Origin of the sequence: Pseudoalteromonas sp. 0802, assembly GCF_013350085.1 — a bacterium.
In the GTDB taxonomy this organism is placed as follows: Bacteria; Pseudomonadota; Gammaproteobacteria; order Enterobacterales; family Alteromonadaceae; genus Pseudoalteromonas.
Genome location: NZ_JABVXE010000014.1, coordinates 1 through 17,304 on the forward strand (window position 1 = coordinate 1; position 17,304 = coordinate 17,304).

13 protein-coding genes and 1 tRNA gene are annotated in these 17,304 nt (G+C 42.1%); 7 read left to right on the forward strand and 7 right to left on the reverse strand.

What is annotated here, in order from left to right:
• Positions 1-240 precede the first annotated feature (240 nt).
• The 6 genes from HUS61_RS16405 to HUS61_RS16430 all read left to right on the forward strand — a co-directional run bounded on the left by HUS61_RS16405 (position 241) and on the right by HUS61_RS16430 (position 7,112).
• Positions 241-316, forward strand: a tRNA-Glu gene (locus tag HUS61_RS16405).
• A 308-nt stretch (positions 317-624) separates the two neighbouring features.
• Complete coding sequence (locus tag HUS61_RS16410; RefSeq protein WP_175083178.1) at positions 625-1,572, forward strand: HlyD family secretion protein; 948 nt, start codon at positions 625-627, stop codon at positions 1,570-1,572.
• The gene (locus HUS61_RS16415; protein ID WP_175083179.1) at positions 1,569-2,495 is read left to right on the forward strand and encodes an ABC transporter ATP-binding protein; all 927 of its coding nucleotides are present in this window, start codon (positions 1,569-1,571) and stop codon (positions 2,493-2,495) included. Before HUS61_RS16410 ends, HUS61_RS16415 begins: the two co-directional genes overlap by 4 nt.
• Positions 2,492-3,646, forward strand: a complete 1,155-nt coding sequence (locus HUS61_RS16420; RefSeq protein WP_181447788.1) for an ABC transporter permease — start codon at positions 2,492-2,494, stop codon at positions 3,644-3,646. Before HUS61_RS16415 ends, HUS61_RS16420 begins: the two co-directional genes overlap by 4 nt.
• Before the next feature lie 146 nt (positions 3,647-3,792).
• The gene (locus HUS61_RS16425) at positions 3,793-4,878 is read left to right on the forward strand and encodes an extracellular solute-binding protein (RefSeq protein ID WP_175083180.1); all 1,086 of its coding nucleotides are present in this window, start codon (positions 3,793-3,795) and stop codon (positions 4,876-4,878) included.
• Positions 4,875-7,112, forward strand: a complete 2,238-nt coding sequence (locus HUS61_RS16430) for an ATP-binding protein (RefSeq protein ID WP_175083181.1) — start codon at positions 4,875-4,877, stop codon at positions 7,110-7,112. Before HUS61_RS16425 ends, HUS61_RS16430 begins: the two co-directional genes overlap by 4 nt.
• A 10-nt stretch (positions 7,113-7,122) precedes the next feature.
• On the opposite strand, the gene gloA is transcribed toward HUS61_RS16430, so the two are convergent.
• Both gloA and HUS61_RS16440 read right to left on the reverse strand, forming a co-directional pair.
• Positions 7,123-7,521 (reverse strand): lactoylglutathione lyase, encoded by a 399-nt coding sequence (gene gloA, locus HUS61_RS16435; protein WP_054553771.1) that lies wholly within the window; start codon positions 7,519-7,521, stop codon positions 7,123-7,125.
• Between the two features lie 219 nt (positions 7,522-7,740).
• Positions 7,741-9,648 (reverse strand): aminotransferase class V-fold PLP-dependent enzyme, encoded by a 1,908-nt coding sequence (locus tag HUS61_RS16440; protein WP_175079775.1) that lies wholly within the window; start codon positions 9,646-9,648, stop codon positions 7,741-7,743.
• 254 nt (positions 9,649-9,902) lie between these two features.
• Between HUS61_RS16440 and HUS61_RS16445 the strand changes: the two genes are divergently transcribed.
• Complete coding sequence (locus tag HUS61_RS16445; RefSeq protein ID WP_175083182.1) at positions 9,903-11,441, forward strand: S10 family peptidase; 1,539 nt, start codon at positions 9,903-9,905, stop codon at positions 11,439-11,441.
• Between the two features lie 117 nt (positions 11,442-11,558).
• Here HUS61_RS16445 and nth read toward each other — a convergent pair whose 3' ends face one another.
• Genes nth through rsxC form a run of 5 tightly spaced genes read right to left on the reverse strand, consistent with a single transcriptional unit; the run spans position 11,559 to position 17,302 of the window.
• Entirely contained in the window at positions 11,559-12,191 is a 633-nt protein-coding gene (nth, locus tag HUS61_RS16450) for an endonuclease III (RefSeq protein WP_054553695.1), read from the reverse strand.
• 38 nt (positions 12,192-12,229) lie between these two features.
• Positions 12,230-12,928, reverse strand: a complete 699-nt coding sequence (locus HUS61_RS16455; RefSeq protein WP_054553694.1) for an electron transport complex subunit E — start codon at positions 12,926-12,928, stop codon at positions 12,230-12,232.
• The gene (gene rsxG / locus HUS61_RS16460) at positions 12,928-13,563 is read right to left on the reverse strand and encodes an electron transport complex subunit RsxG (RefSeq protein WP_054563640.1); all 636 of its coding nucleotides are present in this window, start codon (positions 13,561-13,563) and stop codon (positions 12,928-12,930) included. The genes HUS61_RS16455 and rsxG overlap by 1 nt, the downstream gene beginning before the upstream one ends.
• Positions 13,563-14,618, reverse strand: a complete 1,056-nt coding sequence (gene rsxD / locus HUS61_RS16465; RefSeq protein WP_175083183.1) for an electron transport complex subunit RsxD — start codon at positions 14,616-14,618, stop codon at positions 13,563-13,565. The genes rsxG and rsxD overlap by 1 nt, the downstream gene beginning before the upstream one ends.
• Positions 14,615-17,302 (reverse strand): electron transport complex subunit RsxC, encoded by a 2,688-nt coding sequence (rsxC, locus tag HUS61_RS16470; RefSeq protein ID WP_175083184.1) that lies wholly within the window; start codon positions 17,300-17,302, stop codon positions 14,615-14,617. Before rsxC ends, rsxD begins: the two co-directional genes overlap by 4 nt.
• Between the last annotated feature and the right edge of the window lie 2 nt (positions 17,303-17,304).

Consider the following 17,304-nt stretch of genomic DNA (forward strand, 5'->3'; position numbering starts at 1 on the left):
CCCATCGTCTAGAGGCCTAGGACACCGCCCTTTCACGGCGGTAACAGGGGTTCGAATCCCCTTGGGGACGCCACTTACTTTAAGTGTTGTGTTGTTAAGAGCTCGTCTGAATCGAGTTTAACTATTCAGTTGTCCTAGTGACACAGAAACTTTCTGTTTAAGCTAAGGCCATTCGCCTCGCAGGCTCGGTCTCATCTTACGCAGAAATAGCAAATCAGTGATTTGCAAACCAATTTCTGCGTCCCCATCGTCTAGAGGCCTAGGACACCGCCCTTTCACGGCGGTAACAGGGGTTCGAATCCCCTTGGGGACGCCACTTATTCAAGTTGGTTATGTGTAGTGGGGGCGATGAACACCGCGCAATCTATGCACGACGTTATCAAGAGTACAAATCTCTTGGGGACGCCACTTACTTTAAGTAAGTTGATGTGTTGGAAAGACTATCTATATATCATTTCAAATAGAACTAAGATTTTTCAACTTAATATTTCTTATTCTCCATATATCTTTACGATATAGACCCCATAAATTTCTAAAACTTTAATTCCTATTGAACACTTTTACTGATCATTTTATTACTTTATAGTATTTAGCAACTCATCAGCTAACCATAAGGAAATTAAAATGTTAGCTAAACGTGTTGTATTCATTCTAATTTCTTTAGTCATTACTGCTTGCTCAGACTCAAATGAGGGAGTAGCGCTAGGAACGCTTGAGCGTGAGCGTGTGATCCATCCTGCAACGACTAACGAAATACTGATCGATTTACCCGTCTCAGCAGGCCAGTTGGTCGAAAAAGGGCAGGTGATTGCAAAGTTCGATGCTGAACTACAACAAGCGATTGTTGCTAAAGCACAAGCTCAATTAGCTCAAGCCACTGCATTTCTTGAAAAAACCTTGAATGGTGCTCGCCCCGAAGAAGTTGCTGCCGCATCAGCCAAAGTAGCAGCAGCTAATGCTGCATATACGCAAAGCGAAGCTAATTTTCGCCGTGCAAAAACCTTAGTTAAGGATAAACTCGCAAGCCAAGAAACCTTAGATAGTGCTACCGCTGCACGAGATGAGACTTTTGCTAATTTAGAATCAGCAAAGCAGAACTTAAATGAGTTAACAAATGGTTCTCGCGTTGAAGATATTAATAGTGCGAAAGCGCAAGTTCAGGCGGCAGAAGCAGAACTAAAAGTACAGCAAAAATACCTCTCAGATCTGACAATTAAAGCGATGCGTGCTGGCAGGGTCGATAATTTACCTTGGCACGTAGGTGAGCGAGTTACTAAAGGCAGCCCTGTCGTTATTATTCAAGCAAACAGCGCACCTTACGCTCGCGTATATATCCCTGAACCATATCGTGCCAAGCTCAATCAGGGCATGACACTTACGGTTCGTGTCGATGGCATAGATAAAGATATACAGGGTGAACTGACCTGGATTGCCTCAGAGCCTGCGTTCACGCCTTTTTATGCCCTTAATCAGGAAGAGCGTGCGAGATTAATGTATCTTGCTGAGGTAACACTACCGGTAAGTGAAAATAATTTACCGACAGGCGTACCTGCTCAAGTGATTATGCCATGACTGAATCGGTGATCCATGCCAAAGGTTTGGTAAAACAATTTGGCGATTTAAAAGCGATTGATAACCTTGATCTAGACGTGGAGCAAGGGCAAATTTATGGCTTTTTGGGCCCTAATGGCTGTGGTAAAACGACAGCAATCCGTATGCTTACGGGGTTATTGAAGCCAACCTCAGGTGATATCAACGTGCTTGGCTTAAGTCTGCCAAAAGATGCTGAAAAGCTCAGAACGCAACTTGGTTATATGACGCAAAAGTTTTCACTTTATAGTGACTTGACTGTACTTGAAAACCTAAAGTTCATGGCGGCGCTTTACCCTTTTAAAAAGCAGCAAAAACAACAAAGAATTGACGAATTGCTCCATACCTATGGTCTTGATCAAAGAGTTGATCAAATGGCCGGAAGTATGAGTGGGGGCCAACGGCAGCGCTTAGCATTGGCTGCTGCAGTGATTAATAAACCGAAAATTTTATTTCTTGATGAACCAACATCGGCTGTAGATCCACAAAATCGCCGTGACTTTTGGGAAACACTGTTTGATTTAAGTAATGCCGGTACCACGATATTAGTCACTACTCATTATATGGATGAAGCCGAGCGTTGTCATCGTTTAGCCATTTTAGAATCTGGTATTAAACGCGCGGATGGCTCTCCAAAGCAATTAATGACAGACATGCACGCTCATGTTGTTGAAATCGCAGGGGCGCAAACCAGAGAATTAAAAAAACAGCTCGCAACAATCGACCATGTTATCTCAGCCACTCAATTAGGTGCACAGCTGCGAGTATTAGTAAAAAAAGATGTTCAAGACCCCGTTGAGTTCATAAAACAGCAATCATTCTGCCAGGATACATGGCAAGTAAATAGTGTGCGTCCAAGCCTTGAGGACGTGTTTGTCACCTGTACAGGGCTGGGCAGACAATGAGTATTGTTACTTCATTAAGCCGCATAAAAGCAATTGTAAGCAAAGAATTATTACAATTACGCCGCGATAGAATGACCTTTGCGATGGTGGTGATGATCCCCCTTATCCAACTGATTCTATTTGGTTACGCTATTAACACCAACGTTAAAGATATTCCTGTTGCAGTGGTCGATCATAGTCAAACTGCGCTCAGTCGCATTTTAGTACAAACAGTATCGGCGACAAATGTGGTTAAAGTGACGGATTATTACGACAGTATTGAACAGGCAAAAACAGCAATCGCCAGTGCGAAAGTGCGTGCTGTGCTGTTTATACCCCACGATGTGGCAAACCGACTTGCTCAGCACCCAACAGTTGGTTTTGGTTTGCCTGATGGCAGTAATGAGTCGTTAGTTAGGCCAATTGCGCATTGGTTAGTTGACGGCTCAGATACAATGGTAGCGTCGAGCATAAAATCGCTGCGCAATATGCCGCTTGCAGAGCTTCTCGATAAGCCTGCGAATAGAACTTACCCAACCTTTGAGACGACCTTATTTTATAACCCAGAGCAACGCTCTGCAGTGAATATTGTGCCAGGTTTAGCTGCTGTTATTTTAACCATGACGATGATTATGTTTACCTCTGCTGCCATTGTTAAAGAGCAAGAGCGAGGTAATATGGAGCTCTTAATCACCTTACCGTTAAGCTCGCTTGAATTAATGATCGGTAAAGTGGTGCCTTATATCTTCATTGGTTTTATTCAGTTATTTATTATATTAGGTATGGGTAAGCTCTTGTTTCACATTCCTTTTGGTGGCGGTTTAGTCGCATTAGTTATCGCAACTTTTGCTTTTATATGTGCCAGTTTAGTGCTTGGCTTAGTACTTTCGACCATCGCTAAAAACCAGCTTCAAGCAATGCAAATGACAATCTTTATTCTGTTACCCTCTATTTTATTGTCAGGTTTTGTATTTCCCTATGAAGGTATGCCAAAGGCAGCGCAATGGCTTGCTGAGTGCCTGCCCGCAACGCATTACCTAAGGTTAATACGCGCAGTAGTGCTAAAAGATGTCAATTTAATAAGTATGAGCAGTGACTTACTTTGGCTTTTAGCTTTTACTATTTTGGGCTTGGCTGTGGCTGCATTTAGATTTAAGAAAACCCTTGATTAGGCTGGGCAATTTAAGGCATATGTGCTTAACTAAAAAGTAATTTTAATTCATTTTGAGTAGACATTAGCGTGTGGCGAGTATTTTGGCTGGCGGTGATACTAGCGACGTTTGATTGCTATTCAGCAACTATAAACCTAGCCCATACCATGAAGCATGAACATTTTAACCAATTGCTTAGTGAGTTTGCAGAGCAAAGCGGTTTAACTGTTAACTCTGTATTGGTTGACCAAAAGGCGCTAAAGGTAAGGTTGGTACAAAATACTAGTACCAGCACCTCAACAGACGTTGTTATTGTACCCGCTGATCACTTAGGCCTTGATAAATATGCCAACTACAGCACCATTCCAGACTCACTCATAGCTGATACCACAGACAAGCGAACCTTAGAAACTGCAAAGCTCAACAATAAGCTCTTAGGTATACCTATCATTCAAGGGAATCACTTGTTACTTTTTTATAATAAGCAGTTTGTTAAACAACCAATAGAAAATTGGCAGGATATATACCAAATTCAACCAACATTACCTGAAAAAGTGAAACTCGTTACGTGGAGTTTTATGGAAATGTATTGGTTTATCCCGTTCTTATCGGCTTTTAATGGCGACCTAATTGTAGATAATCATGTTCAGCTAAATACACCAGCAATGCAATCGGCTCTCAAATTTGTTTGGGGTTTAAATAAACAAAATCTGGTTGATAGGCAGTGCGATTACACTTGCTCAAATAATGCATTTAAAGCACAGCAAGCCGCTTTCACCATTGATGGTGCATGGGCATTAAAAACGTATGAAGAGGCATTAGGTAATAATTTAGGAATACAACAATTGCCGAAACTTAATGGTGAGTATATGCAGCCTTATTACTCAACCTTTGTGCTGGCGTTTCCAAATGATGGCTTAAATGGTGTTAATAAAGACAATTTGATCAAATTTGCTAAATTGGTTCAAGCAGAAAAATTCCAAACACTGGTTTGGCAAAAACTTCAAGATATCCCAGTTAACACTGAGGTTTTAAATAACCTAAAATCACAACAAGGCACTGAGTTATCAACCTTAATTGATGCTATACAATTCACAAAACCTATGCCTTCTACCGCATCTATGATCATCGTATGGGAAGTATTAAATAAAGGCTTTACTCGCTATGGCAGTGGTGCCTTAACTGCTGAGCAAGCGGGGCTTTTTATGCAAGGGTTGGCAGAGCGTTCGATTGCCAATGAAGGGGATGAATGAGTAGTCCACGCTTTAGTCGCGCCTTATTTATCAGTGTATTACTACTGGTCATTATTCCCCTGCTGATCCTTGCAGGTTTGATGATAGGGCGATTATATTTAAGCTCAATTGACCAAGCAAATACGAGTTTACAATGGCAAGCTAGAAATAATGCAGCCAGTCTTGAACAACTCTTATTTAAGCTTGAGAAAAATAGCCAATTACTAAGTAGCACTAAGGCGATAACTGAGCTGCCCAATAAAGTGGTGTACTCACAGTTCGCGCTTGCGCAGCTACAAGAGTTTGTTGCCCAAAATCCACAGATAAAAGCCTCGATAGTAATTGATAATCAAGGGTTTATAGTTGAAGGTTATCCTATTACCTCTTTAAATTTGAATTATAAACTTACTAAAAGCATTCTCGAAAGTGCTCAAACATCAATAGAGCAAAACACAATTCAAATTATCGATAACCCTCAAGTCACTGAGTTACTTGCACCTCTACAGGCAAAACAAAATGCCTTACTGGCAATTACATCTACATTGCTACATGAGCAAGACTCTCTTAGTGAGCCAATAATTAAAACGGGCGTTTTAGTGTCTTTTGTGCCTTTATCAGAGGCGTTAAAGTGGCTTGCAATACACAATGAGCAACCGGTTTATCAAGCGGGTAAGCAGGTACAAATTACTGCACAAGGTAACATTCTATATAGCGTGGGTGATGCTGGCGATAGCGGCAAATTAATGGGGCAGGCCTCAATCAGTAATGTTTTTTTTGCAGGTAAACCAACCAGTTTACAGTTCCAAATTAATGAAGCAAAAACCACCTACACCAGCGCTGTAAAGCAAACGGCTATATTGGCAGGGTTGTTAATTGTAGGACTCTCTATTATTTCATTTATTTCAGTGCGTTGGTTGACGGCACGTCTCCATAACCCACTAAATCGTATTACTGCTCTTAGCCGAGAATATGCATTAGGTAATTACAAACAAGATACCGACGATTTTCATTATCAAGAGTTTAAAGATATTGCAGATTCCCTCAGCAGCATGGCTGATACCATTGATATACAAATTACTTCATTGCAATTAGAAAAACTTCGCGCTGAGCGCTCTGAGCAAGTTAAAAGCCAATTCTTAGCCAATATGAGCCATGAAATACGTACTCCGATGAATGGTATTGTGGGCTTTTTGCAGCTACTCAATAAAAGCACGCTAACACAAGAGCAAGCAGAGTTTGTAAGGCAAATTAATAACTGTAGTGATGTGTTATTAACCGTGATTAACGATATTCTCGACTTTTCAAAAATAGAGGCCAATAAAATAGAGCTCGAGTCGCGACAATGTGATTTAGTCGCGCTTTGCCATGACCTAATCTTACTATTTAAACCGAGTTGTGATGCCAAAGGGGTTGGCTGCCGACTTGAGGTCTCCTCATTACATTCGCTGAATGTAGAATGTGATGAAATACGTGTTAAACAAGTGCTGATAAACTTGCTCTCTAACGCCGTTAAGTTTACCAATCAAGGAGAGATAATTCTTTCGCTTACTCTGCAAAGCCGAGATGAACACCAGACAGCCGTCGTGATATCGGTAAAAGATACAGGCATTGGTATCGCTGAAGATAAAATAACGGCCCTGTTTAATCCCTTTGTTCAAGCGCAAAGTAGTACCACTCGTGAATATGGAGGGACCGGTCTTGGGCTTGCCATCAGTAAGGGGATGATTGATTTGATGGGAGGTACTATTGGTATCGACAGTGAGCTTGGCAAAGGTACCGAGTTTACCATTAATGTTAATTTTAAATCACTAAACCCACAGGACGCTAGTGCAAAAGAACACCAATCAGATGAAGATACTCAGTTCGATTTTAAAGCCGTCGACAAGCCAATATTAATTGCTGAAGATAACCCGATTAACCAAATTGTAATCACTAAGTATTTAACTCAATTAGGTCTAAATTATGAATTGGCAGAAAACGGACAAATTGCCTGTGAGAAAACCCTAACACAAGATTACGCACTGATTTTAATGGATATCCAAATGCCGGTGATGGATGGATTAACTGCCAGCGAAAACTTACTTGCAAGGCCAGATTTTGATACGCCGATTATTGCGGTTAGTGCTAATGCTATGAAAGACGACATCGAAAATAGCGCAAAAATTGGTATCAGTGACCATATCGCAAAGCCAATTAATTTTGCTGAACTTGAAAAAGCACTCGCAAACTGGCTATCTCAGCAACCGCTGAAATAGCCAGTATGAATCAAAAAGTGTTGTTATCTTTTTTCTGGATTAACTCAATTGCATAACCATCAGGGTCTTTAACAAATGCGATCTCAGTTGTGCCACCTTTTACAGGACCCGGCTCACGACTCACATTACCGCCAGCAGCTTTAATGTCTTCGCAGGCTTTATAAATATCATCAAACTCGATAGCAATATGACCGTATGCATTACCTAAATCATAGCTGTCTGTATCCCAGTTATAAGTAAGCTCAAGCACGGTCGAATCTTTTTCGTCACCATAACCGACAAAAGCAAGGGTGTAGCGGTACTCTTCGTTGTCTGCACGGCGCAGCTCTTTCATACCTAATACCTGCGTATAAAATTCAATTGATTTATCTAAATCAGCAACGCGAAGCATTGTGTGTAATAAGCGCATTATAAGCATCCTCTTTTTTGTCTTTAAATTCGCACAATTTCGATAACGCAGCATGGTACAACGCTGCGCATTAAAATTATTAAAAATGGATTATAAATTATTTCGATTGCATGCACAGTAGCATTGAGACAAAGCGTTTGATATGAAAAGGGTGATGTTATGCAGCAATAAATAGGGATTGCTGCATAACAATGAGGTTTTTGCGGTATAAGTGAAACCTTAGCTTTTCACTTTACCTTTAAGTACATAAATTTCGCCATCAAAGCTCCCTTGAATTGTCAGGCCCTGACCCGCCAACTCTTTAAGATATTCGATATGCTCATTAGTGATATGTTGCCCCGGCACTAAAAGCGGGATTCCAGGAGGATAAGGCGTCACTAACCCGGCACAAATTCGGTTGTTACTTTTGCTAATTGGCACAGATTCACGTTCGCCATAAAATGCATCACTAGGAATACAGGCTAAGTCAATAGCGGGTAGATTCTCTGGTAGGCGTGTGCGTCTCATTGAAGTGGCAAGTTTTACTTTACCGCTATCGAGTTTCTTCAATGCATTGTAAAGACGTATGATTTTTGAGCGTGTGCCACCAAGAGTCAATAAAACTAAAATGGTGCTGTGTGTATATTTTTCTATTTCAAGGCCAATTTCATCTAATAGGAATTTATGAATATCCTTTAATGAATACGGTAACTCACTAATATCGATAAGGATCTTCAGCGGATCGTGACCCATGTTATCGCCACTAAAATGTGGGAATATGTCCATGAAATCTTGCTTATCGAGCACTTTAATATGTTTCAGTGAAGCCATTTGCTGCTTAAACTCTGCAACATGATTCAGCAGGGCATTCAGTAATTTATAACCTTCCATTTCTAATTGCTTCTGGCATACATCCAGCGAAGCAATGAGCTGATATTTTGGCGAGGTACTGGCGTAAATACTGTAGATCTCACGGAAGAAATCGGCATCGAAATCAGGGTCGTTAACATGAATGTAAGACGCCTGAGAGAACGCTGAAACCACTTTATGTGCCGAATGGGTAACATAGTCTGCGCCAGCATTAATAGCGGAGTAGTGGCGTAAACTCGGGTGGAAAAGCGAGTAAGCAAACCACGCTTCGTCGATAAACACTTTAATACCGTGCTGATGTGCAAATTCAACCACTTGTTTTAAATCGCTAAGCAGGCCATCGTAGGTACAGCCAGTTAAAACCAGTAATTTAGCATCGCTATTTTGTTCAATCGCTTGCTTAATGTCAGCCAGTGAAGGGGGCGCGAAGATACCATATTTAGGATTTAAAATACTCGATAAGTAAATAGGTAAACTAGCCGATTGCAAAATGCCGTAATGTACTGATTTATGGCAGTTTCGATCAATGATCACCTTATCGCCTTTCCGCAGCAAAGTTTGCAAAATAATCTTATTTGAAGTGGATGACCCATTGGTAACAAAGTAGGTATGTTTTACTTCAAATGTCGCCGCAGCTGATTCTTGAGAGCGGCCTATGGTGTTGGTGCTGTCAGACAGTGAGCCAAGCGAGTCGACAGAAACCGACAGGTCGCCAACAAATACGTTACGGCCATAAAACTGATAAAAGTCTTTAATATACGGAGAATTTCTAAAGCTAGCACCGCCACTGTGACCAGGTGTGTGCCATGAATCGTTCGATTCACCCACATAACGACGGTAGGCGGTCCAAAATGGTGTTTCTGAACGATCATCAAAGTCATTGATCATATAGCCCAAGATTGCTTCAGGGTCTGAAATGACCTCATCTTTGAAAAAGAAAGATTCAATTTCTTCTGACTCGTTAACTATCTCCAAGCCTTTCGTATCGTCACCAATAACATAAACAGGCAGCTCAAGGCGTATGCCTTTTAATTGCTCGATAAAACGGCTATAGGTGCGCTCGCCATTATTCAGTACATCCCAACTAAGTACCACAGCTTGAATATCGCCATCTTCCTCTACATATTTCAACGCCTGCTTGAGCTCAATGCACTCAATAATGTCGATATCAACATCACTGCGCTCAAAATTGGGGATTGTTTTTGCTAGGTTCGTTGAAAGCTCTTTTAAGGTGGCAGGATCTTGCTCAATTAATAAGATACGAAATAAAGGCAACATAGCAACTCATATAAAAAAATTTCACATTACTCAACAGCATAACGAAAGGACGGAAGCTTGTGAAATTAATACTTTGATATTTTTGTACCGAGACAGGATAAGTTTTTCACATGTTAATCGCAGATAGTTGAAATTACATGTGCTTGCTGTAAAAGTAATCGTTTAAGTACACGGTTAATTGGGCAATAAGTGATAAAGCCACTCAAGCCAGATACAGATAAAAATAAAGATAAACATGCGAGGGAGAATAAAACATGGCGTATGTTGCCAATTTCAAAACTGTAGTCATCTCTACATTGTTTGCGTTTTGTACAAGCGCGGTTAATGCAGATGAAGTCTCAAATTCAAACAACAGTAAGAAGCCGATACCAGAAGCCACTAAATTTGTGACCCAGCATAAAGGTACTTTTAATGACAAAAGGCTGAAATACAAAGCTGTAGCCGGTGAAACCTATTTATTAAACAAAAACGAAGAGCCAACTGCTGCTATCTTTTCGTTTGATTATATAGCTGCAAGCGATAACAAAAACAGACCAGTCACATTTATCTGGAATGGTGGCCCAGGCTCATCGTCTAATTGGTTACATATGGGTGCCTATGGTCCTAAACGAGTTGTTGTACCAAGCGATGCTTCACATCCAGGAATGGCTCCTTACGAATTAAAAGATGCGCCTGAGACGATACTTGATGTGACTGATATGGTGTTCGTGGACCCTGTTGGCACAGGTTACTCGCGTGCCTTAGGTGACACTGACGGCAAAGCTTTTTGGGGCTTAAATCAAGATGCATCTTCTATCGCTGATTTTATTGCCCAGTGGCTAACAAAAGAAAATCGCTGGAATGCACCCGTATTTTTATTGGGAGAGAGCTATGGGACAACACGAGCTGCTGCGGTTTCTAAAGTGCTTATGGATAAACACCTGATTAATGTAAATGGCATTATTTTTGTGTCACAAGCTTTAGACTATCAAGGTTCAAGCCCTTATGTTGATGACAACATTATTTCTTATATCACTTACATACCCACACTTGCTGCAACCGCTTGGTATCATAAAAAAGTAGACACATCTGGAGATTTTGGAGCGTTTATTGATGCGAGCCGACAATTTGCAGTTGATGAATTACTACCAGCCTTATTTAAGGGGAATGCCCTTAGTGAAGCTGACCGAAAGCAAATTGTTGACGGCCTGCACCGTTATACAGGGCTAAGCAAACAATATATTGAGCAGGTTGATTTACGCATTAATGCCTTTAGATTCGCTAAAGAGTTATTGCGTGATGAGGGCGTCGCAGTAGGCTTTCTTGATGGACGTTATAAGCTTGATGAACGAGACGATTTAACAGCAGCTCCTAAGCAAGATGCGTCAAAAGTGATAGGGCCAGCATATAAAGCGGCACTGATGAAATACATGCGCACAGATTTAAACGTACAGTGGAAAAGAAAATATCTAAACCCAGGCGATCCTGAGTTATCAGATAACTGGCGCTGGCGCACAGCGCCTGATGGACAAGGCTGGGAGCCAAGATACGTCAATACAGCGCCAGATTTATCTTATGTGCTTCGCAGCAATCCACAAATGAAAGTGATGGTCGCCTCTGGTTATTACGATATTGTCACGCCATTTTTTGATGCTGAATACACCTTAAATAGACACGGTATATACGCTGATAAAATTGACTATCACTATTATCACGGCGGTCACATGATGTATGTTCACGAACCAGCAAGAGTGGCGCTGTTAAGAGATACGCGAGAATTTATTAAAAAGCAGGTGAGCCAAAACCAGCGATAATGGCTAGACTATATGTGCCAAACTCTGTGTTTGGCACATTTAGAAAATGAGATTATGGTGTGATAGAAAAGGTGAGCAACATCACCTTAAAATTGTTTGTCTTAGAGTAGACTTTAACTATTCCGTTTTTTCTTTAAACTCACATAAGTCTTCGATAATACAACTGCCGCATTTAGGTTTGCGAGCCGTACACACATAGCGGCCATGCAGGATTAACCAGTGGTGTACATCGACCTTAAACTCTTTAGGTACCACTTTTTCTAATTTTTGTTCTACAGCAACTACATCTTTACCCATAGCAAACTTAGTGCGGTTAGATACGCGGAAAATATGCGTATCAACAGCAATAGTCGGCCAGCCAAAGGCACAGTTTAAAACAACATTTGCAGTCTTTCTGCCAACCCCCGGTAATGCTTCGAGCGCTTCACGATTCTCTGGTACTTCTGAGTTATGTTTATTGACCAGAATCTCACACATTTTATAGACATTATTGGCTTTAGAATTAAACAAACCAATGGTCTTGATGTAATCGCGAAGGCCTTCAAGGCCTAAATCAAGAATCGCTTGAGGCGTGTTAGCAACAGGGAATAGCTTACGGGTTGCTTTATTAACACCCACATCTGTAGCTTGTGCTGATAAGGTAACCGCAACTAATAATTCAAACGGGCTTGAGTATTCAAGCTCTGTTTCTGGGTGCGGGTTTTGCTCACGTAAACGAGATAAGATCTCATAGCGCTTTTCTTTATTCATGGTGGCGTAAAGCACGCAGTGACGGTGCGTGCTCTCCTTTAAGTTAAACTTGTCACTCGGGCTCTAGGGCCTTTTTCTGCTTCTGGAGTAACAACTTGCTTAGATTTTATTTGTGTATCAATGACATTTTTTGCAGCAATCAATAAACCAAGCCCTAAAAAGGCACCCGGTGGTAAAATTGCCAATAAAAATTGGTTATCAAAACTAAATACTTCAATTCGAAGTGCAGCAGCCCATGGCCCTAATAATAAATCGGCGCCATCAAATAGCGTACCTTGACCAATAAGCTCTCGCATTGCCCCTAGCACCACTAAAACTAACATAAAGCCAAGTCCCATCATCAGTCCGTCAAAGGCTGAAAGTGGCACGGTATTTTTAGAAGCGAATGCTTCTGCGCGACCGATAATGGCACAGTTGGTAACAATCAGTGGAATAAAAATCCCCAGTGATTGATAAAGGCCAAATGTATAGGCATTCATCATTAGCTGCACGATGGTTACAAAGCCTGCGATGATCATCACAAAAACAGGAATACGAATATCTTTAGGTACCCAGTTACGCACAATCGATACGGTGACGTTAGAACCAACCAGAACCAATAAAGTTGCTAAACCTAGGCCTAATGCATTGGTAATCGTAGAGGTAACGGCAAGTAGCGGGCACAAGCCTAATAACTGCACAAGGGCAGGGTTATTGGCCCACATGCCATCTTTAAATAAAGTTTTAACTTGGCTCATTACTTGGCTCCTTGACAGATGTTTGGCGCAGCAAACAAGTTATCAAATTCAGCTTGGGCAAACAGCACAGCTTGTTTTACTGAGCCGACAACGGCACGCGGTGTAATGGTTGCGCCAGTAAACTGATCAAATTGGCCACCATCTTTTTTAACAGCCCAGCGGCTATCATCTTCACCCAGTACATTTTGGCCTTTGAAAAGGGTGATCCAGTCTGATTTTTTGACCTCAACTTTATCGCCAAGGCCCGGTGTTTCTTCGTGTTTTGTGACACGAACACCCGCTATTTCACCATTGGCAAAAACCGCAGTTAATAAGTTGATATCGCCACTATAACCACTTGGTGTTACATGGCGCATCACTAGAGCATACGGCTTATTATCTTTGTAAGCGCGATAAATAACTTGCTCTGGGCGTGGGCCAAGGCGCTCATCGGTGATAACAACACAATCTTTGTATAGTTGATTGTCATAATGATGGGCATCAAGTACTTGTTGAAGTTGCTCTGCAAGTTGTTGCTTTTCTTGCTCTTCAATACGCTCAGCAGTTAGGCTATGAGTCAGGGCCACAGTGCCTGTGGTAATGAGCGCAAATGCTGTAAGAATAGCGCCGTTTTTAGTCATTGAGGAAAGGATCATTATTTCACCCCATGGCCGTAAGTACGTGGTTTCGTGTAGTAATCAATTAAAGGTACCGCCATATTTAACAGCAATACACTAAATGCCACAGCATCAGGATAACCACCGAAAGTACGAATTAAGTAAACAAGTAGGCCAATTAACGCACCGTAAATTAAACGGCCTCTATTCGTTGTTGATGCAGAAACTGGATCGGTAGCAATAAAGAATGCCCCTAACATGGTTGCACCACTGAATAAATGAAATACCACGCCTGGCTCTGTGCCAGGAGCTGCAATATAACCAATACCACTGCACACGGCCAATGAGGCTAAAAAGCTAACAGGGATATGCCAATTAATGATTTTAGCTTTTAATAAATAAAGCCCCCCGATTAAAAAACCGAGGTTAACCCAGCCCCAACCAAGACCAAACCAGTCATTAAAAAGAGGCTTACTCATGCTCTCAGCCACCGTTAGGTGATGGGCGACATCTGTTTTAACGGTATCAAGCGGCGTTGCCATGGTTGTGCCATCAATCGCTACACGTAATTGATCAACACTAAAACCAGCGCTGGTAAAGCCATTGAAAATAACAGACAGCTGCTGTGAGAAGCTTATCGGAGATGCAAGTAAATCACTAACAGGTAACCAGCTTGTCATTTGCACCGGAAACGATACAAGTAGTAATACATAAGCTGCCATAGCAGGGTTAAATAAATTAAAGCCAAGGCCGCCATAAAGCTGCTTTACAATAACAATTGCAAACAAACAGCCAATTACGATAATCCACCAAGGCGCTAAAGGCGGAATACTCAACGCCAGTAATACGCCTGTTAACCACGCACTACCATCACTGAGTGTTGGCCAAACTTTGCGTTTACGAAGCATCAATACAGCGGCTTCACAGGCGCTAACTGTAATTAGCGCGAGAACAAGCTGAATTAAAACAGCGCTACCAAAAAAGAAAACTTGCGCGATTAAGCCTGGAATACACGCAGCAATCACTGTCATCATTAATCGGCTTAATGATTTATGGCTATGATTATGCGGCGAACTCGCCATGGTTAGTTTCATGACTTATCGTTTCCTTCTTGTTGTAACTTTTTCGCTTTAGCTCTTGCAATGGCACGAGCGACCGCTGCTTTTTTCTTATCTTCGCTAGACTCAGGTTCATCAACCTGCGGTTTTGAATCATCCGTATCGCTTGAATCATCAAGTTGTTCTGATGATTCGTCACTCTGTGCTTGCTCTTTCGCGGCTTTTTTCGCTTTGGCTCGAGCTATGGCAGCTGCAACAGCGGCTTTTTTCTTATCTTCGCTAGATTCAGGAGCATCAGACTGCGGCTTGGCATCAGCCTCATCATTTGAATCATTTATTTGCTCTGAAGAATCGTCACTCTGTGCTTGCTCTTTAGCGGCTTTTTTCGCTTTGGCGCGAGCGATAGCGGCAGCAACGGCGGCTTTTTTCTTATCTTCTTTAGATTCAGGAGCGTCAGCTTGTGGCTGGGCATCTGCCTCAGCACTTGAATCATTAGTTTGCTGTGAAGAGTCATCACTCTGCGCTTGCTCTTTAGCTGCTTTTTTGGCTTTAGCACGGGCGATAGCAGCTGCAACAGCAGCTTTTTTGTCATCAACTGGCGCGCTATCTTCTTCAGCTTCAGTTTTATTCTCAGCAGCTTGTGCTGCTTTTTTCGCTTTAGCACGGGCGATAGCAGCTGCAACAGCAGCTTTTTTGTCATCAACTGGCGCGCTATCTTCTTCAGCTTCAGTTTTATTCTCAGCAGCTTGTGCTGCTTTTTTCGCTTTAGCACGAGCGATTGCAGCAGCAACAGCAGCTTTTTTGTCATCAACAGGCGCGCTATCTTCTTCAGCTTCAGTTTGATTCTCAGCAGCTTGCGCTGCTTTTTTCGCTTTAGCACGAGCGATAGCAGCTGCAACAGCAGCTTTTTTGTCATCTTTTGGCGCAGCGTCAGTTTCAGCAGAAGCGTTTTCTTCTGTAGCTTGTGCGGCTTTTTTCGCTTTAGCGCGGGCAATAGCGGCAGCAACAGCAGACTTTTTATCGTCTTTATCGACGCCTTCTTCACCTTGCTCTAGTGCTTTTTGCTCTTTGTATTTACGTGCTTGTTCTTTACGCGCTGCACGCTCTTTTGCTACTTCAGAGTTATCAGGCTCAAGCTCAGCACCTTGCTTTTTCGCTTTCGCACGGGCAATAGCTGCAGCGACAGCTGACTTACTGGCTTTATCATCAGATTTAGATTTAACACGCGCGAGTGCATCGGCCACTTTTTGTTTTTCGCCATCTGACTTAGCAGCCGGCTTACGTTTATGGCGGTTTTGACGCTCTTCTTGTTCGCGCTCTAAGCGCTCTTTACGTGCTTCAAAACGCTCTTTTGCTCGCTCTGCTTTGATTTGCTCTGCTTGCTGCTCTTTGATTTCAGCTTTAGCAACACGATAGTACTGCACCAAGGGGATTTCGCTTGGGCAAACATAAGCACAGGCGCCACATTCAATACAATCGAATAAATTGTGCTCGTTGAGTTTGTCGTATTCTTTAGATTTAGCAAACCATTGTAATTGCTGAGGTAACAATGAAGCAGGGCAGGCGTCAGCACAGGCACTACAACGAATACAGGCTTTTTCATCACCCGGCTCAGCAAGCTCTTGGTGATCTGGCGCTAAAATACAGTTCGTCGTTTTAACGACACCAATGCGAACTGTTGGCAGAGTAAAGCCCATCATTGGACCGCCCATAACCACACGTTGCTGTGGAACCGGAGAAAAGCCTTGGCAGTCTAATAAATGTTTAATTTCAGTGCCTAGTAAAGCCCACACATTACCTTGTTTATGAATGGTGTTACCGGTTACCGTTACTACACGCTCTATAAGAGGTTTACCTTCATGTACGGCTTGATTTACCGCAAACAAAGTACCGACATTTTGCACCAACATACCAATATCGGCAGGAATACTACCACTTGGGACTTCTTTACCCGTTAGCAGTTTAATTAGCTGTTTTTCACCGCCAGAGGGGTAAACCGTTGGTACAGTTTGTACTATTATGCTGTCGTTATGTTGTGCTGCTTGTTCCATGGCAGCAATAGCATCGGGCTTATTATCTTCAATACCAATAATTGTCAGCTGTGGACTTAACAGCTGCTGCATTAATTCAATACCGGCAATTATGCCATCGGCATGTTCGCGCATTAGCATGTCATCAGCAGTGATATAAGGTTCACACTCGACGGCATTAACAATTAAAAACTCAATGGCTTTACGGGTATCAGCTTTTACATAGGTTGGGAAACCTGCGCCGCCCATACCTGCAATACCGCTTTGATGAATAACATCAACAAGTTCATCATGGGAAAGTGCTTTGGCATCAGTTACAGGGTTAAGCTCACACCAGTTATCTTCACCATCAGGTTCAATAATAACGCTAAGCTCAGGCAACGCCGACGGGTGAGCAGAGGGCATTGGGCAAATATCGCTGATCAACCCTGATGTTGGCGCGTGCACAGGCACTGACCAATTACCGCTTGGTTTAGTTAATGCTTGGCCTTTTAGAACCTGCTGGCCTTTTTCAACAATAAGTTTACCGTTAGCACCAATATGTTGTTTTAGAGAAACAACGAGCTTGTCTGGTAGTGGCAGTCTTGCAATGGCTTGTGTTGTTGATTGCAGTTTTTGACCCGGTGGGTGAATGCCCCCAGGTATAGACCACACTTTGCCTTGTTTAATTTGATCTATTAACTTTTCCATCT